Genomic DNA, 19,892 nt, shown 5'->3' on the forward strand with positions numbered 1-19,892 from the left:
GCAGGTCATGGTCGACCTGGGTGCGGAGGCGAATCTCGCCGGATTCAGCCTCACGCCCTCGCGCCAGGTGATGACCGGCGCGGCGCCGCCCAGGGGCTATGTCGCCGAGACGAGCAGCGACGGTACCAATTGGGAACCTGCGGCGACGGGAGAATTCTCCAATATTGCCTATGCCTTATCCACGCAGCGGATCGCCTTCGCCAAAACGCGCCGCGCGCGGTTCCTGCGGTTGCGCTTTTCCGAGACGGCAGTGCCGGCGGCGAAGCTCGCTATCGCCGGCATAGGCGGGTTCATCGCGCTGCCCTGAAGCCCCTCGGCGGCGGCTGCTCTCCCTAAGTCTCTGAATTAAATCGACGAACGGTGCCCGCCAAAGGCATCGGGCGCCGTCCGGGCTGTCGCAACAATGTTCCCGGCATGCGATCTGTAGGGAAACGATAGCACCAAAGTGATTTTTGGTATTGAATTGATATTTCATATATGACAACTTCATGGCGTTGCCGACGATCCGAACGACGGCGTCGACCGCGCGTGGGGAAGTAGAGCTGTGTCAATGAGGACGTCTCGCCGCGGGGCACTCGCGCTAGGGCTGGGCGGCGCCGCTGCGGCTGCCGCGCGGCCGGCGCTGGCGCAGCCCGCACAGCGCGCCTTCCTCCTCTCGACCTGGGATTTCGGAGCGGCCGCCAACAATGCCGCTTATGCGCGCTGGAAGGCGGGCGGCAGCCTGATCGACGCGCTCGAGGCCGGCGCGCAAGTGACCGAGGCGGACGCTTCCAACCATTCGGTCGGCCTGGGCGGCTATCCCGATCGCGACGGCCATGTGACGCTCGATGCGATCATCATGGACGATCGCGGCCATGTCGGCGCGGTCGCCGCGCTCGAGGACATCCTCCACCCCATCTCGGTCGCGCGGCGCGTGATGGAGAAGACCCCGCACACCATGCTGGTGGGGGAGGGCGCGCGCCAGTTCGCGCTCGAGCAGGGCTTCACCACTACCAAGTTGCTGACGCCCGAGTCCGAGGCCGCGTGGCGCGAATGGCTGAAGACCGCGCAGTACAAGCCGGTCGCGAATATCGAGAACCAGCGTGGGTCCGCGCTCGACCATGACACGATCGGCATGCTCGCCTGCGATGCCCAGGGGCGGCTGGCGGGCGCGTGCACGACGTCGGGCATGGCGTTCAAGCTCCACGGCCGCGTCGGGGATTCGCCCCAGGCGGGCTGCGGGCTGTTCGTCGAGGCCGGCGTCGGCGCCGCGACCGCGACGGGCGTGGGCGAGGAAGTCACGCGGATCGCCGGGACGGCGCGCGTGGTCGCGTCGATGCGCGCGGGCATGTCGCCGATGGCGGCATGCCGCGAGGCGGTGACGCATATCGCGAAGCTTCGCGGCGACGCGGTGAAGGATGCGCAGGTCGCGTTCCTCGCCGTCGACCGCGCCGGCCGGACGGGCGCCTTCGCGCTCCAGCCCGGCTTCACCTTTGCCGTGACCGACCAAGCGGGGGTCACGCAAATCCGAGCTGCCGAGAGCCTAAAAGGGCCCGGCGGAACGAAGTGATCGACAACAGATCAACGATCAAAGGGGTCTATGAAATGTCACGTTTGAATCGACTGCTACTGAGCACGACCTGTTTCGCCAGCGTGCTCGCCGTGCCCGCAATGGCGCAGGACGCCGGCGACCAGCCCGTCACGACGGCGCAGGCCGACGATGCCGGCCAGGCCGAGAGCGGCGACAGCGGCGACATCGTCGTCACCGGCAGCCGCATCCGGCGCCCGAACGCGACCGCCGCGGCGCCGATCACGTCGGTCACGTCCGAGGCGATCCGCGCCCAGGCGGCGGTGAACATCGAGGAAGTGCTGAACCGCATCCCGCAGATCGCGCCGGACAGCCAGCAGAACTATCAGGATTCGGACGGCCGCCAGCGCATCAAGCTGCGCAACCTCGGCTTCGAGCGCACGCTGACCCTGATCGACGGCAAGCGCGTCGGCACGATGAACGGCGTCGACGCCAACATGATCCCCACGTCGCTGATCCAGCGCGTCGACGTGCTGACCGGCGGCGCTTCGGCCGTCTATGGTTCGGACGCGGTTGCCGGTGTCGTCAACTTCATCATGAACAATGACTTCGAGGGCATCCAGCTCAACGCGAACTACAATTTCTACGCGCACCAGAACAAGGCGGGCCTCGTCTCGCAGGTCGCCAGCCAGTACGGCTTCGCGCAGCCCAGCCGCGGCTTCGCGACCGACGGCGGCCGCGTCGACCTGTCGCTGACCGCGGGCACCAAGCTGTTCGACGACCGCTTCCACATCTCGGGCTACGTCAACTATCGCAAGGCCGATCTCGTGCCCTTCGAGGCGCGCGAGACCTCGGGCTGCCAGCTGGTCGAGAACGTCAAGGACGGTCCGCTGAGCTGCAGCCTCTCGACCTACACCTATCACGGCTATGTGTCGCCGCGCACCGGCGCGAACAGCGGCAACCAATATGTGAACAATCCGAACGGCACCCGCACCTTCATTCCCTATTCGAATGCGGTCGCGGCCAATCCCTATTCCGATTATTCCTTCCAGCGCGCGAACGAGCGCTGGAACGCCGGCGGCTTCGCGTCGTTCGAGATCTCCGACGCGGCGGAGCTCTATGCCAGCGCGATGTGGTTCCGCGACGAGTCGGCCAACGGCTTCCCGGCGCGGCTCTACAGCTACACCGCCTTCGGCTCGACGCCGTATCAGGTGAACTGCAACAATCCGTTCCTCTCCGCCTCGCAGGCGCAGGTGATCTGCGGCGCCGCCGCCGGCACCGGCACGATGGTGCCGATCGAACTGCGCTATCGCTTCAGCGGTGTGCCGGACCTCGAGGACCGCTATCTGAACAAGGGCCTGCGCATCACCGGCGGCATCCGCGGCGACTTCGCCGAGGGGTGGAGCTATGACGTCGGCGGCGTCTATGCGCGCAACCAGCAGGATTGGAGCTGGTCGTTCCCGGGCATCGACCGCGTCAACAACGCGCTCAACGTCGTCAACGTGAACGGCGTGCCGACCTGCGCCTCGGGCACGGCCGACGGCTGCCTCCCGCTCGATCCGTTCAGCTCCTACTCGACCGTCAACAATTCGGCGGTGTTCAATTATCTGACGCGCGACAGCTACGGCACCGAGAGCACGATCAACAAGCTCTACAACGTCATCGCGACGGTGCAGGGCGACCTCGGCACCTACGGGATCAAGAGCCCCTGGGCCGAGGAAGGCGTGGCGATCGCGCTCGGCGCGGAATATCGCGAGGACAAGCTCGAGAGCTTCGCCGACCAGCTGTGGCGCGACAATATGGGCGGCGCCGACCGGAGCCTTTCGCAGCATGTCTGGGAAACCAATGTCGAGCTCCAGGTGCCGATCGCGCAGCACAAGCCGTTCGCCGACCTGCTGCAGTTCAACGGCGCGTACCGCCTGTCGAAGTACAGCAGCAACCCCACCACCTTCTCGACCTGGAAGGCGGAAGCCCTGTGGGCGCCGATCCCGGACATCACCTTCCGCGCGTCGATCAACCGCGCCCAGCGCGCGCCGACCGTGGTCGAGGCGTTCCAGGGCAGCAACACCAGCTACGGCCGGATCACGACGGCGTTCAACGACATCTGCGCCCCGACCATCACCGGGTCGACGATCGATCCGAACACCGGCCAGCAGATCCCGATCTACGGCGCGCCGGCCGCGTCGCGTGAAGTCTGCGCCGCCACCGGCCTTGCCGACAGTCTCTACGGCAGCGCCACCCTGCTCTGCCCGACCGATGTCGGCTGCACCTATCGCGCCGGCGGGTTCACCGTCGATCCGGAGACGGCCTATACCAAGACCTTCGGCATCGTCCTGAAGCCGCGGTTCCTGCCGGGCCTGGTCCTGTCGGTCGACCGCTTCCTGATCGATCTGAACGATTCGATCGGCTACAACGACTATAGCTACTTCTCGGAAGGCTGCCGCCTCACCGGCAGCGACTTCTTCTGCCAGATGTTCGTGCGCAATTCCGACGGCACGCTCTTCAGCAATCCGGACGGCAATCCGCAGACCGGCTTCATCCGTCAGGGCACGACCAACTATTATAAGAGCAAGTCGCACGGCTGGGACTTCCAGGCCCAATATGCCCTGCCGCTCGGCGCTGCCGGCCGGCTCGACTTCGACTTCTCGGGCTCGCTGACCACCATGGCCGGCGGCCAGGACTCGCCGATCCTGCTCGAGAAGAACTGCGTGGGCTATTATGGCGGCGCGGGCTGCGGCCAGTTCATTCCGAAATGGTCGCACGGCCTGCGCACCACCTACACCACGCAGGACCAGTTCTTCAGCGCGTCGCTGAACTGGCGCCACCTCGGGCCGCTCACCAACGTGTCGAACTCGGGCGAGGAGAGCCTGGGCTGGACGCCGGACGCCGTGCGCACGACGTTCTACCGGATCGGAGCCTATAACTATTTCGATCTCGCGCTGAACTTCCGCGTCGACAAGAGCTTCTCGTTCCGGATCGCGGCGAACAACATCCTCGACAAGACGCCGCCGATCCTGCCGAACTCGTACAATATCGGCCTGTCGCGCGCGAACACGATCTCCGCCCGCTACGACTCGCTCGGCCGGCAGATCGCGTTCGGGACGACGATCAACTTCTGAGCCCCCCGACCCCGGTCCCCCCCGGGGTCACCCAGATGGGCCCGCCTTTCCCTCGAGGCGGGCCCATTTTTTGTCTGCATTCCTTCGTCACCCCGGACTTGTTCCGGGGTCCACTTGGCCTCGCCTGCTGAACCAGGGCCTCTTATCCCGTCCTTGCCTCCCGGTGGATCCCGGACAGCTCAATTTTCTACCCAAATCAAAGATTTGGAGAAAATTGAGCTGTCCGGGATGACGGTAATCGAGTGCGGACCTAGCTCCGCCGCCTGTGCCAATCCTCGACCGCGTCGATCACGCGCCGGCGGACCTGCTCGGGATCGCCGGTGGCGTCGACGACGACGTGGCGCTGCGGGTCGGCGGACGCCTGGTCGAGATAGGACTGGCGGATGCGGCGGTGGAATTCGAGGTCGAGGGTCTCGAACCGCCCCTCGTCGACCGCGGACGCACTGAGCCGCCCCTTGCTGCGCGCCAGGCCGATCCGGGGATCCAGGTCGAGCACGATCACGAGATCGGGCCAGATATCGCCCACCGCGACGCGATGGAGGAGGCGGATGAAGTCCTCCGGAACGCCTCTCCCGGCACCCTGATAGGCGATGGTGGAGCCGACATACCGATCGGAAACCACCGAGCTTCCGCTCGCGAGAGCGGGAAGGATGACGCGCCTGACGTGCTCGACCCGTGCGGCGGTCATCAGGAGCAACTCAGAATGCTGGTCCCAGGCATCGTCGGCGCCCGACAGGATGAGCGAGCGGATCTTCTCGCCCTGGGGCGTCCCGCCGGGCTCGCGGGTCATGATCGCGGGGCGGCCCGTGCTGTTCAGATGCTCGACGAGGTGGCTGACCACGCTCGTCTTGCCGCAGCCGTCGACGCCTTCGATCGCATAGAAGCGGGCGGGTTCATCCATGACGACACGTCCTATCCGGCGAAGCGCCGGTCGGCCGGCTCGTCACGGCGAAACAGCCGACACCCTCGATTGCGACGCTCTTGCCCATGGCCTCAGCCTTAGCACGGGCGGAGGCGATGTCACGGCATGGCGATCAGGTGCCGTAGCGCGCGCCCGCGTCGCCGGGCGCGTGGTCGCCATCGGTGGCGGCGACAGGCTCCCCGAGATGCGCGTCGTGCGCCATCGCGAGCGCCGTCTCCGCCTCGACCGGCTGGCTGTAGAGGAAGCCCTGGCCGTATTCGCAGCCGAGGCCGGCGAGCAGCTCGGCGCTTTCGCCCGATTCGACGCCCTCGGCGGTGACGGGCAGGCCGAGGCCCTCGCTGAGGCTCAGGATCGCGCGGACGATCTGGCCATTGTCGTCGGCGCGCATGTTCTGGACGAAGGCGCGGTCGATCTTGATCCGGTTGAACTGGAGCTCGCGCAGATGCTTGAGGCTCGCATAGCCGGTGCCGAAATCGTCGAGCGCGATCTGGATGCCGGCGCTCTTGAGCGAGAGCAGGATGGCGCGGGCCGCCTCGATGTCCTGCACCAGCCGGTTCTCGGTGATCTCGACGATCAGGCGCCCGGCCGGGAAGCCGGTGGTGCACAGAACCTGCAGGATGCGCTCGGGGAGCCAGGCGTCGTTGAGCTGGAGCGGGGAGATGTTGACCGACAGGGTCAGGTGCTGCGGCCACATCCGCGCCTCGGTGCAGGCGCGCCGCAGTACGGCGAAGCCGAGGTCCTGGATCATGCCCGCATCTTCGGCGATCGGGATGAACACGTTCGGCGCGATCAGCCCGCGCGTCGGGTGGCGCCAGCGGGCGAGCGCCTCGAACCCGACGACCTCGCCGCCGGTGAGTGTCACGATCGGCTGGAACCAGGGGACGAACTCGCCGCGATGGATGCCGGCGTGCATGTCCAGCTCGAGCTGGGCGCGCTCGCGCATCTCCGCCTCCATCTCGGGAACGAAGCGGCACCAGGTCGAACGGCCCGAACGCTTGGCGCGGGACATCGCGAAATCGGCGTCGCGCAGCATCGCCTCCGCGCTCGACGTGCCGGAGGGGCAGGTGACGAGGCCGACCGAGGCGCTGATCTCGGCGAGCCCGCCGCGCAGCTGGACCGGCCGGGCGACCGCGGCGAGGATCGCCTCGGCGATTTCGGCCGGCAGTTCGGCTTCCGGCGGGTGGACGAGCACGCAGGCGAATTCGTCGCCACCCATCCGCGCGACCAGCCCCGCGTCGCCGACCAGCAAGGCGAGACGATCGGCGATGGTGCGCAGCATCGCGTCGCCGCCGCCATGCCCATAGGTGTCGTTGATCGGCTTGAAGCGATCGAGATCGAACATGAGGACGCTGAGCTCGGTTTCAGGCGCGCCGTGGCGGATCTGCGCGTCGAGATGCGCGATCAGCGTCCGGCGATTGGCGAGGCCGGTGAGCGCGTCGTGCCGCGCCAGCTGGTTCGCTTCCCGCTCCGCGTGCCGCCGCAGCCGCAGTTCGCGCCGGAGTATGCGGGTGCGGCAGACGAGGAGGCCCATCGACAGCAGGCCGGCGAGGAAGAAGGCGGGAACGATTTCGTCGAGCTGCCACGCCTCATAGGGATGGACCAGGGCACGGATGCGCTCGCTCAGATCGAACACGACGGCGAGCGCGAGCATCGCCGCCACAGGAACGCCGATGATCAGGTAATCGCGATAGCCGACAAACAACCGACGCAGCCGGCTACCCATGGCCAACCTCCTGCGGCCGGATGCCGCCTCATCTCCTTATAGGAGATTTGCTTACCAGATCGCTTCCCAGGGAAAGCCCGGGTCAGGGAAAGATCGCGCCGATCACCGCGGCGAGGCGCGCCGGATCGCAATCGTCGAGCCCGATCTCCCTCTCCGGATTGCTGCTATAGCCTATCATCCGCCCGTCGCGATCGGACCCGACCGACAGCAGCCGCCAGCCGGCCTCCTCGCGCAGCGCGGCGATGCCGCCGGGGGAGGGGAAGCGCTCGGGATCGACGATCACCACCGCCTGGCCGGGCAGCCCGCCGCCGAGCGTGGCGCGGCAGACCTTGAGCCCGAACGCGCGCGGCCCGGCGGCATGCGGCGCCTCGACCTTCTCGGCGGTCGGCGCGTCGGCGATCAGTCCGTGGGGCAGCGGCGCGCCGAGCACGGGCACGAGGCGGACCGACGCGGCGCCGGGCGCCAGCGGGATCGCCGCCACGACCGCGAGGGTTTCGGTGGGTGCGGGTGCGGGTGCGGATGCGGGCGCCGGCACGGGCACGGGCGCGGCGAGCGACGCGGCGAGCTCGGCGATGCGCGCGCGGCTCCGCTCGTGCCGCAGCGCGGGGTTGGCGACGTTGCCGATGAAGCCGTCGAGTGCGCCGGCCGCGTGCAGCGCCGCGACATGCCCGCGCAGCTCGGTCTCGTTGGGGACCTTGAAGAGCTGGAGCAGCGCGTTCCGGGCGGCGGCGCCCCAGCGATCGAAGGTCTTCTGCGCGTTCTCGATGCGCGAGAGATTGACCGGCGGAAGCCCGTAGTCGCGCTCGATCGCCGCTATGGTGAGCGCGGGGTCGCCGGTGCGGCGGGCGCGCAGCGCGGCGCCGAGCAGCACCGCGAAACGCTCTTCCTCCAAATCGGCAGGTGTGTCGTCGATGAACGGCGCGGCCCATTTGGCGATGTCGAAACCCGGTGCGTCCATGTCGAGCAGGAGGCCAGCGGGCGCGATCCCCAGGGCGTCGGCGATGCGGCGCAGTTCGTCGGGGCGCGGGACGACTTCGCCGCGCTCGATCTTCGACAGGCGGATGTACGGGATCTCGGGAATGCGCGAGGCGAGGCGGAGCAGCCTGGCATGGCCGGCGGCATGGCGTTGCTCGCGGATGCGATTGGGGAAGACGAAGCAGCGGTACAGGTCGACCGGTACGTCACCGGCCGCCGCATGGGCACCGCCCTGCCGCTTCCCATTCCCCTTTGCCATCTAGTCCCTCCGCGGACTGATGCCGCTTTGGACCTATTCTGAAGCGTTTCAAGAATAATGCAAGGTTAACGGCGCCTTCCATAGTGGAATGCACGTCCCGTCCTAATGGAATGCGTGTCTCTTTTAGTGGAGAGAGCGATGCGGGCGGGGTGCGAGAAGCGCACAAGGGCCCGAGGGATCGAGAGCTATTATCGCAAGGAGCGGCACGCTGCCCGTGGCCTGTCGCATCAACCAGCCCGAGGCCGAAGGCGCGGGATGATCGGGCGCGAACGCGACGCCGGTACCGTCGGTGATTACACCATAACCTGCCGGCGGGGCGGGCCAGCGCCCAGCGAGATAGTCGAGCAGTTCGATGCCGGCTTCCTGGAGCGCGCCCTCCTCGGTGTCGACGGGGCAGAAGCCCTCGGGCGAGGCGCTGACTTCGGCGACCAGCGCGAAATCGTCACGGCGCCACCAGATCAGATGGAGCAAGCCGGCCGCGTCGGTCTCGAGCCCCATGAACAGCCCGGCGCCCTCGGGCAGCAGCGCCTGCGCGCAGCGCGCCACTTCGCGGGCCAGCGCGGTGAGGCGGCGGTTGGGGCGGGGGATCATCGCCCAGCCCAGTCCGCCTTCGTTGGTCTCGACTTCGCCGTACATCGGGCCCCTCCTACTATCTGCCTGCATTATAGGAAGATTACGGATATGTGGGTTGTCCGATGCAATTAGTGCAGCGCGGCGCTCGACGGGATCTCGGCATGGGCGAGAAGGATCGCCTCGACCCGCTCGACGCTCTCCGCCGGGGCGGCGAGGGCGATGCCCAGCTCGGCCGGCTGGATGGCGCGGACGCTGGCGAGGCGGTTGTGCGGCTGATCGGCGTCGGGGAGCAGCGACGCGGTGACCGGGGCCGGCTGGCGGCGCTTGGTCGGCGTCGGGCGGCCATATTCGGCCATCACCGCGAAGCGCGGATCGGCGGCGGCGATCTCGGCGATCGTCTTGGCGGCGCGCTTGGTGATCTGGCGAACGCGCTCCTTGGTGACGCCGGTCTCGAGCGACAGGTCGTCGAGGGTCGAGGCCTGGAACACGCGGCGGGCGACGATCTCGCGGTCGCGGGCCAGCTTGGCCTCGAGCTTCTCGAGCTCGGCGGGATCGATGCCGTGGGTGGCGGTGCGGAAGCGCGGGCCTTCGCGGCGCAGCGCTGCTTCCTCGCGCTTCGGACGGGGGCGGCGGCGGAGCGCCTCGATCCCGACCTTGCGGAGGTGATCGACATAGGCGTCGACGAGCGAGGCGATCGCGCCGTCGGCGAGATAGTCCGAGGCGGCAGCCTCGGTGCGGGCGAGGGCGTCCTCGTCCTCGATCAGCGTCTCGGGCGACATTTCCTCGCCGTCGGCGCCGGTGGCGAGCGCGTTGAGCGACACGGTGGTCGCCTCGACCTTCTTCGCCGAGGGGCGCTGGTCGGTCATCAGGCGGAAGCGGAGGCTCTGGAGCTCGCCGCGGATCTGCCAGTTCACGAAGGTGGTGAACTGCGCCTTGGCGGGATCATAGGCCTCGATCGCGCGGTGGACGGCGATCGCGCAGCACTGCTCGGCATCGTCCCAATGGGCGACCAGGCCGTACTGGCGGATGAAGTGGCGGATGCGGGGGGCGATCAGCTTGAGGATCTGGGCGAAGGCACGATCGACATAGACGCGCTGACGGTTGGTGCGGTTGCCGTCGGCGGGCGTGTTCTCGATGACGGTGGCGACGGCTGCTTCGAGCGCGATCGTGATTTTCGACATTTGCGTTCCCCTGGTTTGTGTGAGGGCCGTGAGGCCGCCCGTTCACAGGGAGAGAAATGCCGGTAATCCTTTAACGGATGGAAACCGCTCCTATATGTATAAATACGCAGTTGGGATGCCCCGGAGGGCACCGAAGAACCGCGAAAATCCGCCATGTGCAGTGGTTTACAGGGAATTTACCAACCTGGGGTCGGAGGGCTTCCTGTAAATTAAATATAGGAAGAAATTTACGCAGCGAACGCTTCGGGGCGAATTCTGCGATCGATGAACCCCAGCAGCCACTGGCGGTGCGCCTGGGTCGCGTCGCCTGCGCTGGCGATCCGTTGCTCGGCGGCGGAGGAGCCGATCTGGGCGGAGAGCAGCATGCGCGCGCGGCCGGCCTCGATCCCGCCGCTGAGGAACTTCTTCGCGTCGCCGAGCCCGAGATGGTGGCCAAGATAGGCCGCCTTGGCGAGCGTCTCGGCATCGGTGCGCACGCGTACTCCCGCCTTTTCGAGCCGGTCGAGATTGCCCTTGGCGAGATCGGCGACGCCGAGGATCGACGCCTTGGGATCGTAGCGCAAGGCGAGTAGCTCGGCGCGATTGCCGGTCTGGACGCGGCCGCGCCCGTCGAGCCAGCCGCGCTCGGCGGCATAGGCGTTGAGCCAGGTGCCCTGGGTCTGCGCGAGATCCTGCCAGGTGCCGCTGAGGAACTGGCCGAGCCCCGCGGCGCTCGAGCGCGGATTGCGCGAATGGGTGTTCCAGCTGCCGTCGCCGGTCTTGGCGGCCTCGGCATCGACGATCGCGGCGAGCGCGGTGGCCGGGATGCCGGTGCGCGCCTCGGCGGTGGCGAAGGTCGCGGCGTAGCGGGCATTGGGGCCCAGCTGGAGCCCGCCGGTCGAAGCCGCGCCGGCGGGGGGGGAGACGGCCGCGACGGGGGTGGCCGTGCGGGACTCCTCGGGATCCATGGTGCCGGCGCCGGTGGTGCCGCGTCCGGTGTCGGGGGTCGCGCCGGTTGCGCCGGCACTCGTCGGATTGTGGCAGCTGCAGGGGCAGTGGCAGGCGCAATGGCCCTGCGCGCCGGCAATCTCGCTGCCGCCGCCGAGCAGGCCGAGCAGCGAATCCATCTTCATGTTGTTGGGCGAGAAGGGCGAGGTTTCGTTCGCGTCCTTGCTGTCGCCGTCGCCGAGCGCGGCGCGCCACAGCCGCGTCGAGAGCTGCGACTGCGCCTCGGCATAGATGACCTGGGCGCGCTTCTGCGGGCTGAGCGCGGCGAGCTGGGAGGGGCCGATCATGCCGAGCGCTTCTTGACGATGGCGCGCGCGCGCAGGAAGCGGGCTGCGGCGATGTCGTCGATCGCGCTTTGCTCGGCGAGCGAGAGCACGCGTTCGGCCTCGTCCGAATAACGCTCGGCGGCGCCTTCGATCGCGCGCATCGTGCCATAGGCCTCGACCGCCTGGGCGCGCAGCTTGCCCAGCCGGGCCTGCGCCAGATACGCCGCTTCGTCGAGCCGGGCGCGTTCGGCCTTCATCCGCGCGGTCCAGGCGTCGCTGGCGAAGGGCATCGAATAAGCGAGCGCGCGTTCCTGCTGCACCGTGGCGTCGTGCGTGCGGGTCTGGGTCTCGAGGGTGGTGATGCGCTCGACCTCGACGCTGATCGACACCTTGACGGCATCGACCTCGCGGCGCTGGACGCGGAGCGCGGTGTCGAACGGAGTCATGCGGCGACACCGAGCGGCTCGGCCGCGGATGCCTCGCCGCCGACGATCTCGGCGAGCGCGGCGAAGGCGGCGTCGGCAAAGCCCTGGTCGTGCTTGCCCTGGTTGATCAGCGCCTCGATCTGCGGGGCGAGCGCGACCGCGCGATCGACCTCCTCGGACGACCCGGCCTTATAGGCGCCGAGCCGGACCATCTCCTCCATGTCGGCATAGGTCGACAGCAGCTTCCGGGCGGCGAGGCGGGTCTGGTTGTCGCCGTCGCTCAGGCAATGGGGCAGGGTGCGCGACACCGACTTCAATACGTCGATCGCGGGATAGCGGCCGCGCTCGGCGATCGCACGGCGCATCACGACGTGGCCGTCGAGGATGCCGCGCACCGCGTCGGCGACGGGCTCGTTATGATCGTCGCCGTCGACGAGCACGGTGAACAGCCCGGTGATCATGCCCTTGCCCGGTGCGCCGGGGCCGGCGCGCTCGAGCAGCCGGGGCAGCTCGGCGAAGACGGTGGGGGTATAGCCCTTGGTCGCGGGGGGCTCGCCCGAGGCGAGGCCGATCTCGCGCTGTGCCATGGCGAAGCGGGTGACCGAATCCATCAGGCAGAGGACGTTGAGGCCCTGGTCGCGGAAATGCTCGGCGACGGCGAGGGTGGTCCAGGCGGCCTGGCGGCGCATCAGCGCGGGCTCGTCCGACGTGGCGACGACGACGACCGAGCGGGCCATGCCCTCGGGGCCGAGATCGTCCTCGATGAATTCCTGGACCTCGCGGCCACGCTCGCCGATCAGGCCGATGACGGCGACGTCGCACTGGGTCCAGCGCGCGAGCATCGAGAGGAGGACCGACTTGCCGACGCCCGAGCCGGCGAACAGGCCGAGGCGCTGGCCGATGCAGAGCGGCACGAACAGGTCGAGCGTGCGCACGCCCGTCTCGATGCGCGGGCCGACGCGGGCGCGGTTGGCGGCGGCGGGAGGTGCAGCCTTGATCGGCTGCGGGTCGGCGCCGTTGGGGAGCGGGCCCAGGCCGTCGACCGGGCGGCCGAGGCCGTCGATCATCCGGCCGAGCCAGGCAGTGGAGGGGCGGACGCTGAACTGACCGGCGGCGAGCTCGGCGCGCGAGCCGAGGCCCACGCCCTGCGGATCGACGAAGGGGAGGCAGAGCGCGACTTCGCGGTCGAGCGCGGTGACTTCGGCCTCGACCTTGCCGTTGATGCCCTGGATCTCGACGCGGCTGCCGATCTGCGCGACTCCGGTCAGCCCCTCCACTTCGATCAGCGCGCCGCGAACCGCGACGACGCTGCCGAAGCGGCGATCGGGCACCATGGTGCGGATCGCGCGGGCTGCGCTGGCAAGGGTCTGCATGGCAGCCGGGAGCCCTTACGCGGCCTGGGATTCGGTCGCGGCGTTCTCGAAGCCGATCAGCTCGCGCGCGGCCGAGAGCGCCTTGTAATAGTCGCCCGTCGCCATGTCGTGCGCGAAGGCGATGCAGGCGGCGCGCGCCTCGGGGGCGGTGAGCGTGGCGACGAGGCCGCCGATCAGCCCGACGACATGGTCCTGGTGCTGGGCGCGATTGGCCGGATCGATATAAGCGAGCATCGCCGAGAAATAGAGCTGGCGCGCGGGGGTGGTGGCCTCCTCGGGCTGCATGACCTCGCGGCCGCGCAGGATCGACACCTGGTTCTCGACCGCGATCTGCGTGCGGCCGACCGCGCGGAGCACGGCGCCGTTGACGATCGCCTTCTCGCCGTCGCGAAGCGTGATGCGGAGCATTGGAGCAAACCTTTCGTGTGCGTTTGCTCTCTTATAGGATGAAGGCGGCGGGTTAGGCGGCGCACCCGGCAAATTTTGCCCAGTTGGTCCGATGGCGGGTGCGAACGACGCTACGGCGCTGTCAGATTCGGTGGGCGAATTCGGAATTGTTGCCCACCGCCTCCGGAAACGCGGAACATGGCGGCGCCGAAGTTGACACGGTGCGCGTGCATTGTTCCGCATCGCTCAGCGACGCGGGGACTTTGCGCAATGGCGGGCGACGTGTCCGGTGTTCCGCGGCTATGGCGTGAAGGTCGATACAAGGCCGCACGAAACGCGCCATTTCGTGGGTGCTGACGATGTCAAAGAGCGGGCGGCGAGGCCGGCCGTCTCAGGCAAGCAGACGAAATCCTACATTGCAAGATGGTCGCGGACACGCCCCCAACCTCCGAGGAGCTTTGTGTCCGGAATTGGTGGGAAGCGGACATTCACTGACCTGAGACCATTGGCTGCAATCGCAGAAGACTCGGAAGGGAATCACCGAGGGCGTAGGAAGCCATCGCTGCGCTCACTTCTTCGTAGGTAAGGGTGTCGTTCGCCTTCGCGGCACCGCCAACTGCCCCTCCATTTCGGACGGCTTGGTAGTGCTCGCCGGGACCGCCTTTGCGCACCTCCAAGATATATCGTCCATCGCGGCAGGCGGTTTGCAGGTAGTCCTGTGGGGCTGACTCGATAATCATGAAATCTCGGTTGCCCACTCGCATGAGCGCGCTTTGAATAGCCGCGTCCGTCACCGGACCTTCAAGGTATTCGCCGTTCAAATTCAGGCGCAAGCCTTCCTGAATCTTACGAGCGCTTACCGTGGATTTCGAACGGGCATCCGGTTGGGCGAGCGCCTTCCGCAAGAACCGCTCGAGCGGTTCGGCATCCTTCCGCTCCTTATGTGCCGACCAATATATGAGTGGGCCGCCCACCAAGAAAACCAACGCAATAACGAGAAGTTGACCGCCGGAAGCCTGACCTTCGGAGACCATCTTGAAGAGCAGCCAAGCCATTAACGGGATCAGTAAGGTGAACATCAAAACGCCGTTTAGGTCGGACCCCGCCCTGCCGTGCACGCGCGTGCCAAAGTTGTTAGCTGAGATCAGACCGAACAACATTGGCCCGTAGCGGTCAAAGGCGCTGAACCAAAGGCATATAAAAGGACCAGCGATCCAGCCGCGCGCGCCATTCTTGGCATCGAATATGCCTGTCATCTTCGACCGGATTGCCGCCCTTGCCTCTGCCGGGGGCAGGCTCGCAAAGATTTCGAAGCGGTATCCGAAAGGCTGAAATCCCAATTACCTACCTCGGTCGATTCGTCAGATCGTGACGGAGGTGGCACAGCAGCGAAACGTCCGCAATGGGGCGTTAGAAGACCGTCCGCTTTCGCAGCAGAAAATCGGAACTGGCGGTTGGCGACCGGGTCCGCCCGGCGGAGTCGAGCGGGAGGGGATATTCGCGCCATATGTCGCCCTCATCCTTCCGCGTCTTGAACGGTCCCTCGCTCTCCCGGGAAGCGGGATTTCTCCCGATCCTGCGAAGGTGGGCGCATTCGATCGGCATTTTCGCTTCCGCTGAACGCCGCCCCCGCAAATTCCTTCCTAAAAAGCACCTGAGGCCTGCGCGATCGATCCGCGGGCGTTGTCAGGAGTGATACATTGAGCCTCTATTCCGCTCTCTACGCCGGCGTGTCCGGCCTCAGCGCCCAGGCGAGCGCGATGGCGACCGTCGCCGACAACATCACCAACATCAACACCGTCGGCTACAAGGGCGTCGAAGCCCAGTTCCGCACCATGGTCACCGACGGCCGTGCCAAGAGCAACTATTCGGCGGGCGGCGTCGCCGCGGCGCCGGTCTCGATGGTTTCCAAGCAGGGCCTGCTCCAGGCTTCGGGCAGCAGCACCGATCTCGCGATCGACGGCGGCGGCTTCTTCGTGACGCGCGCCACCTCGGATTCGACCGGTGACGTAGCCTATACCCGCGCCGGCGCGTTCCGGCCCGACGAGGAAGGCTATCTCCGCAACCCGGCCGGCCTCTATCTCTATGGCTGGCGTCTCGACGCCACGGGCGAATATACCAACACCGGCAGCATCGAAGCGCTCGAGCCGGTGCGCGTGAGCGACCTGATCGGCACCGCCTCGCCGACCACGCGCATCCAGGCGCGCATGAACCTCCAGTCCACCACCGCCAACTATACCGGCGCCTATACCGCCGGCGACATGGCGTCGGGCACTGTGACCCCGCAGTTCACCCGCTCGTTCGACGTGTCGGACTCGCAGGGCGGCACGCACCGCGTGACCATGGGCTTCATCAAGACCGGCGCGAACACCTGGCAGAGCGAAGTCTATGCCAGCCCGGCGACCGACGTCACTGCGGCGGGCGGCGTGCTCGCCAGCGGGACGATCCGGTTCAACGGGGACGGCAGCCTCGATCGCAGCGGCTCGACCGCCGCGCTGTTCAACCCGCTCAACGTCAGCTGGACCAACAGCGCCGGTTCGGTTCCGATCACGCTGGCGCTCGGCAGCGACGACGGCATCGACGGCATCACCCAGTTCGGCACCGAGAGCTCGCTGATCTCGTCGAACGTCGACGGCGGCATGCTCGGCAACCTCTCCTCGGTCGAGATCGACAAGGAAGGCGTGGTCAACGCGATCTTCTCCGACGGTTCGACCCGCTCGGTGTTCCAGCTGCCGATCGCGACCTTCCAGAACCCGGACGGCCTCACCCGCGTGTCGGGCAACGCCTATACGATCAGCCGCGCCTCGGGCGGCATGACGCTCAACGCGCCGGGCCAGCTCGGCGCGGGCGCGATCGCCGCCAACTCGCTCGAGGCCTCGACCGTCGACCTCGCCGGCGAGTTCACCAACATGATCCGCTTCCAGCGGGCGTACAGCGCATCGTCGAAGATCATCACCACGGTCGACGACATGCTTCGCGAAGTGAGCGACCTGAAGCGCTAATCCTCCAAAATCCGGGATCATAGCGATGTCGCTCAATCACATCCTCGGATCCGCGGTTTCCGGCCTGGCAGCAGCCCAGGCCGGACTCCGCTCGGTCTCGAACAACATCGCCAATGTCGGCGTGGCGGGTTATGCGCGCGAGCGCGTCAACCTCACCACCGGCGTGGTCTCGGGCCAGGTGGCCGGCGTCGTGGTGGGAGAGCCCAGCCGCGTTGCCGACCGCTTCCTCGAGGCGAATGTCTATCGCCGCGCGGGCGACTATGGCCGCGCGGACGTCACCGCCAGCTATCTCGACCGGCTCCAGTCGCTGCTCGGCGAGCCCGGCGCGGCCTCGGGCCTGCCGGCACGGCTCGACGCGATCACGGCGTCGGCCGTGGCGATGACCGGCTCGCAATCCTCCGCCCAGACCGTCGCGGTGTTCACCTCCGACGTGCAGGACGCGATCGATTCGATGCAGCAGCTCGAAACCGACGTGGCCGGGCTGCGCGGCGACGTCGAATCCGAGGTTGGCTATTCGGTCGACAAGATCAACAGCCTGCTGAGCCGTATCCACGACCTCAACGCCACGGTCGCCCAGGCGACCGGGCTCGGCAAGAATGTCGGCGGCGCCGCCGACCAGCGGATGAGCGCGATCGAGGAGCTGAGCAGCCTCATCTCGGTCAACGTCCGCGAACAGCCCGATGGCCGCGTCTCGATCGAGACCGCGAACGGCGCGGTGCTGCTCGACAAGAAGCTGCGCCAGCTTTCCTATCCCAATTCGGGGCTCGGCGCCTCGCAGCCTATCTACCCGAACATCGAGATCCGCTTCGCCGAGGACAGCGGCGCGATGGGCGCGGCGACGGGCGAGAAGCTCGATTCCGCGGCTGTCGGCGGCAAGCTGGGCGGGCTGCTCGATCTGCGCGATCGCGCGCTGCCGGCCTTTTCCGAACAGATGGGCGTGCTCTTCTCCGGGCTTTCCGAGGCGCTCAACGCAGTCTCGAACGCCGGCACCACCGTGCCGCCGCCCGCGAGCCTGAACGGCCGCCAGACGGGGCTGATCGGCACCGACCGGCTCGGCTTCACCGGCGCGGCGACCTTCGCCGTCACCAAGGCCGACGGGACGCTGGTCGCCAAGACCAGCGTGGACTTCGACGCGATGCCGGCGGGTGCGACGATCGACGACATGGTCGCCGCGATCAACGCCGGGCTGGGCAGCGCGGGCACCGCGAGCTTCACCGACGGCAAGTTGAGCATCACGGCTAGCGGTGCGGGCAACGGCGTCGTCGTCGCGCAGAACGAGACCAATCCGAGCGCGCGCGCCGGGGTGGGCGTCTCGCAATATTTCGGCTTGAACGACTTCGTCCGCAGCGATTCAAGCACGCTGGTCCCCTCGGGTCTCGCAACCGGCGACCCCCATGGCTTCGCTGCGGGCGAAACCGCGCAGATCGTGTTGCGCGATACCACCGGGCGCGCCCTGACCAGCTATACGCTGACGCCGGCCGCGGGCGGCACGGTGGGCGACCTCGTCACCGAGCTCAACGCCAGTCCGCTGGGCGATTTCGGCGATTTCAGCCTCGACGATCGCGGCCGCATGCGCTTCGAGCCCTCGGCCTCGCTGTCGGGCGCGACGCTCTCGATCCCGTCGGATTCGACCGACCGTTATGGCTCGGGGCTGGGATTCTCGACCATGCTCGGCCTCACCGGCGCCTCGAGCGGGCTGGGCGATGCGCAGGTGCGCCCCGCCGTCCTAGCCAGTCCCGGCCAGCTGCCGCTCGCGCGGCTGCAGGAAAGCGCGGCGGTCGGCGCCAAGGCGCTCGGCGCCGGCGATACCCGCGGCGCGACCGCCTTCGTCGACAAGCTCGGCGCGGCGCTCGATCTCGGCAAGGACGGGGTGACCACGCTCGAGCGCTTCTCGAGCCTGCTGCTCGGCCGCACCGGGCTCGAGGCGAGCCAGGCGAATGACAATCTGCTCGACGCCTCGGCGCGGCGCGACGACGCCGTCAACCGGCGCGACAGCTTCTCGGGGGTCAACATCGACGAGGAGCTCGCGCAGATGGTGGTGCTGCAGAACAGCTATTCGGCCGCCGCGCGCGTGATCTCCACCACGTCGGAAATGTACGACACCCTTCTCAACATGGTCTGATCGGAGCCCTTATGTCTCGCGTAGCCACCATCCCGCTCCAGCGCACCATGTCCAGCGCCATCCAGCGTTCGCAGGAGAAGCTGGCGATCACCCAGCAGCGCCTCTCCACCGGCAAGAAGGCGGCGGACTTCGCCGATCTCGGCACCGAGACGGTCCGCAACCTCTCCGCGCACAGCCTGCTCGCCCGCCAGGACGCGCAGTCGACCGTCGCCAAGCGCGTCGGCACCACGCTGTCGCTTTACCAGGGCCATCTGGAGAGCATCGAATCCGCGACCAGCGACCTGAAGTCGCAGATCCTCACCGCGGTCGGCACCGGCAAGGCCGCCGGCCTGCAGGAGGCGATCGAGACCGCGTTCAGCCAGTATCGCAACTCGCTCAACGGCGCCGAGGGCGGCACCCCGCTATTCGGCGGCTCGCAGACCGACGGCAATCCCTTCGTTCCCGACACGCTCGCCGACACCGCGACCATGCCGGCCTCGGCCGCGTTCCGCGACGACGGCGTGCGCTCGAGCGCGCGCGTCGCCGACGGGGTCGACGTGACCTACGGCATCAGCGCGGGCAGCGTCGGCAAGGATCTCTACGCCGCGTTCCAGACGCTGGCGCAGGCCGGCACGATCGGCGAGACGCCGACCGCCGCGCAGCTCACCGCGCTGCAGAATGCGGTGGGCCAGCTCGAGACCGGGCTCGGCAGCCTGCGCACCGTCAACGCCGACAATGGCCGCAAGCAGGTCCAGGTCGAGACGCTGACCACGCGCGGCGAGCAGCGCTCGCTGCTGCTCGAGAGCGTGATCGAAACCAACGAGGACGCCGATCTCGGTCAGGTCGCAATCGACCTCGCGCAGCAGAAGACGATGCTGCAGGCGAGCTATTCGGTCTTCTCGCAGCTCTCCGACCTGAGCCTGGTGAGCTACATCCGGTAAACGGGTCACCCCCTCGGGTCGGCGGGGATCATTACGAAAGGGCTGCCGCGCGCGGTGGCCCTTTTTTGCGCGCGGCGCCACCCAAGAGACCATCATCCCGGCGAAGGCCGGGATCCACTCCTCCACCCGCTGGCACGAAGCGCCTCAAGCC

The 19,892-nt window shown here is 67.8% G+C and carries 16 protein-coding genes; 6 read left to right on the forward strand and 10 right to left on the reverse strand.

Annotation, left to right across the window (positions count from 1 at the left end; genetic code table 11):
- From MT490_RS12535 to MT490_RS12545, 3 genes are all read left to right on the forward strand, one after another.
- Window positions 1–307 (forward strand): discoidin domain-containing protein (locus MT490_RS12535; RefSeq protein ID WP_297388050.1); only part of this gene is annotated, 307 nt, incomplete at its 5' end.
- A gap of 243 nt (window positions 308–550) precedes the next feature.
- The gene (locus tag MT490_RS12540; RefSeq protein ID WP_297388051.1) at window positions 551–1,549 is read left to right on the forward strand and encodes a N(4)-(beta-N-acetylglucosaminyl)-L-asparaginase; all 999 of its coding nucleotides are present in this window, start codon (window positions 551–553) and stop codon (window positions 1,547–1,549) included.
- 35 nt (window positions 1,550–1,584) lie between these two features.
- Window positions 1,585–4,626, forward strand: coding sequence for a TonB-dependent receptor (locus MT490_RS12545; RefSeq protein ID WP_297388052.1), 3,042 nt, complete (start codon window positions 1,585–1,587; stop codon window positions 4,624–4,626).
- Window positions 4,627–4,876: 250 nt separating this feature from the next.
- On the opposite strand, the gene tmk is transcribed toward MT490_RS12545, so the two are convergent.
- The 10 genes from tmk to MT490_RS12595 all read right to left on the reverse strand — a co-directional run bounded on the left by tmk (window position 4,877) and on the right by MT490_RS12595 (window position 15,037).
- The gene (gene tmk / locus MT490_RS12550) at window positions 4,877–5,527 is read right to left on the reverse strand and encodes a dTMP kinase (RefSeq protein ID WP_297388054.1); all 651 of its coding nucleotides are present in this window, start codon (window positions 5,525–5,527) and stop codon (window positions 4,877–4,879) included.
- 133 nt (window positions 5,528–5,660) lie between these two features.
- Window positions 5,661–7,271: an EAL domain-containing protein gene (locus MT490_RS12555; RefSeq protein ID WP_297388055.1), complete on the reverse strand. Its 1,611-nt coding sequence runs from the start codon at window positions 7,269–7,271 to the stop codon at window positions 5,661–5,663.
- Between the two features lie 82 nt (window positions 7,272–7,353).
- Window positions 7,354–8,505, reverse strand: coding sequence for a helix-turn-helix transcriptional regulator (locus tag MT490_RS12560; RefSeq protein ID WP_297388057.1), 1,152 nt, complete (start codon window positions 8,503–8,505; stop codon window positions 7,354–7,356).
- A gap of 123 nt (window positions 8,506–8,628) precedes the next feature.
- Window positions 8,629–9,141, reverse strand: a complete 513-nt coding sequence (locus tag MT490_RS12565; RefSeq protein ID WP_297388059.1) for a hypothetical protein — start codon at window positions 9,139–9,141, stop codon at window positions 8,629–8,631.
- Between the two features lie 65 nt (window positions 9,142–9,206).
- The gene (locus MT490_RS12570) at window positions 9,207–10,259 is read right to left on the reverse strand and encodes a sigma factor-like helix-turn-helix DNA-binding protein (protein WP_297388061.1); all 1,053 of its coding nucleotides are present in this window, start codon (window positions 10,257–10,259) and stop codon (window positions 9,207–9,209) included.
- 227 nt (window positions 10,260–10,486) lie between these two features.
- A complete protein-coding gene (locus MT490_RS12575) occupies window positions 10,487–11,533 on the reverse strand; it encodes a peptidoglycan-binding protein (protein WP_297388062.1) in 1,047 nt (348 codons plus the stop codon).
- A complete protein-coding gene (locus MT490_RS12580) occupies window positions 11,530–11,958 on the reverse strand; it encodes a hypothetical protein (RefSeq protein ID WP_297388066.1) in 429 nt (142 codons plus the stop codon). Before MT490_RS12580 ends, MT490_RS12575 begins: the two co-directional genes overlap by 4 nt.
- The gene (fliI, locus tag MT490_RS12585; RefSeq protein ID WP_297388069.1) at window positions 11,955–13,310 is read right to left on the reverse strand and encodes a flagellar protein export ATPase FliI; all 1,356 of its coding nucleotides are present in this window, start codon (window positions 13,308–13,310) and stop codon (window positions 11,955–11,957) included. The genes MT490_RS12580 and fliI overlap by 4 nt, the downstream gene beginning before the upstream one ends.
- 15 nt (window positions 13,311–13,325) lie before the next feature.
- Window positions 13,326–13,718 (reverse strand): flagellar biosynthesis repressor FlbT, encoded by a 393-nt coding sequence (locus MT490_RS12590; RefSeq protein WP_297388072.1) that lies wholly within the window; start codon window positions 13,716–13,718, stop codon window positions 13,326–13,328.
- A 467-nt stretch (window positions 13,719–14,185) separates the two neighbouring features.
- Window positions 14,186–15,037: a hypothetical protein gene (locus MT490_RS12595; RefSeq protein ID WP_297388075.1), complete on the reverse strand. Its 852-nt coding sequence runs from the start codon at window positions 15,035–15,037 to the stop codon at window positions 14,186–14,188.
- Window positions 15,038–15,397: 360 nt separating this feature from the next.
- On the opposite strand from MT490_RS12595, the gene MT490_RS12600 reads away from it, so the two are divergent.
- Genes MT490_RS12600 through MT490_RS12610 form a run of 3 tightly spaced genes read left to right on the forward strand, consistent with a single transcriptional unit; the run spans window position 15,398 to window position 19,741 of the window.
- Window positions 15,398–16,699, forward strand: a complete 1,302-nt coding sequence (locus MT490_RS12600) for a flagellar hook protein FlgE (RefSeq protein WP_297388078.1) — start codon at window positions 15,398–15,400, stop codon at window positions 16,697–16,699.
- A gap of 25 nt (window positions 16,700–16,724) precedes the next feature.
- Window positions 16,725–18,821 (forward strand): flagellar basal body rod C-terminal domain-containing protein, encoded by a 2,097-nt coding sequence (locus MT490_RS12605; protein ID WP_297388080.1) that lies wholly within the window; start codon window positions 16,725–16,727, stop codon window positions 18,819–18,821.
- Between the two features lie 11 nt (window positions 18,822–18,832).
- Window positions 18,833–19,741, forward strand: coding sequence for a flagellin (locus MT490_RS12610; RefSeq protein WP_297388083.1), 909 nt, complete (start codon window positions 18,833–18,835; stop codon window positions 19,739–19,741).
- The last annotated feature ends 151 nt before the right edge of the window (window positions 19,742–19,892 follow it).

Origin of the sequence: Sphingomonas sp. (genome assembly GCF_026460985.1) — a bacterium.
In the GTDB taxonomy this organism is placed as follows: domain Bacteria; phylum Pseudomonadota; class Alphaproteobacteria; order Sphingomonadales; family Sphingomonadaceae; genus Sphingomonas.

What these genes read in the sequence shown, in the direction of transcription:
- MT490_RS12560 (WP_297388057.1), bottom strand. Translation starts at nt 8,505, where the DNA reads ATGGCAAAGGGGAATGGGAAGCGGCAGGGCGGTGCCCATGCGGCGGCC.
- MT490_RS12565 (WP_297388059.1), bottom strand. Translation starts at nt 9,141, where the DNA reads ATGTACGGCGAAGTCGAGACCAACGAAGGCGGACTGGGCTGGGCGATG.
- tmk (WP_297388054.1), bottom strand. Translation starts at nt 5,527, where the DNA reads ATGGATGAACCCGCCCGCTTCTATGCGATCGAAGGCGTCGACGGCTGC.
- MT490_RS12605 (WP_297388080.1), top strand. Translation starts at nt 16,725, where the DNA reads ATGTCGCTCAATCACATCCTCGGATCCGCGGTTTCCGGCCTGGCAGCA.
- MT490_RS12540 (WP_297388051.1), top strand. Translation starts at nt 551, where the DNA reads ATGAGGACGTCTCGCCGCGGGGCACTCGCGCTAGGGCTGGGCGGCGCC.
- MT490_RS12580 (WP_297388066.1), bottom strand. Translation starts at nt 11,958, where the DNA reads ATGACTCCGTTCGACACCGCGCTCCGCGTCCAGCGCCGCGAGGTCGAT.
- MT490_RS12590 (WP_297388072.1), bottom strand. Translation starts at nt 13,718, where the DNA reads ATGCTCCGCATCACGCTTCGCGACGGCGAGAAGGCGATCGTCAACGGC.
- MT490_RS12555 (WP_297388055.1), bottom strand. Translation starts at nt 7,271, where the DNA reads ATGGGTAGCCGGCTGCGTCGGTTGTTTGTCGGCTATCGCGATTACCTG.
- MT490_RS12570 (WP_297388061.1), bottom strand. Translation starts at nt 10,259, where the DNA reads ATGTCGAAAATCACGATCGCGCTCGAAGCAGCCGTCGCCACCGTCATC.
- MT490_RS12610 (WP_297388083.1), top strand. Translation starts at nt 18,833, where the DNA reads ATGTCTCGCGTAGCCACCATCCCGCTCCAGCGCACCATGTCCAGCGCC.
- MT490_RS12575 (WP_297388062.1), bottom strand. Translation starts at nt 11,533, where the DNA reads ATGATCGGCCCCTCCCAGCTCGCCGCGCTCAGCCCGCAGAAGCGCGCC.
- MT490_RS12545 (WP_297388052.1), top strand. Translation starts at nt 1,585, where the DNA reads ATGTCACGTTTGAATCGACTGCTACTGAGCACGACCTGTTTCGCCAGC.
- fliI (WP_297388069.1), bottom strand. Translation starts at nt 13,310, where the DNA reads ATGCAGACCCTTGCCAGCGCAGCCCGCGCGATCCGCACCATGGTGCCC.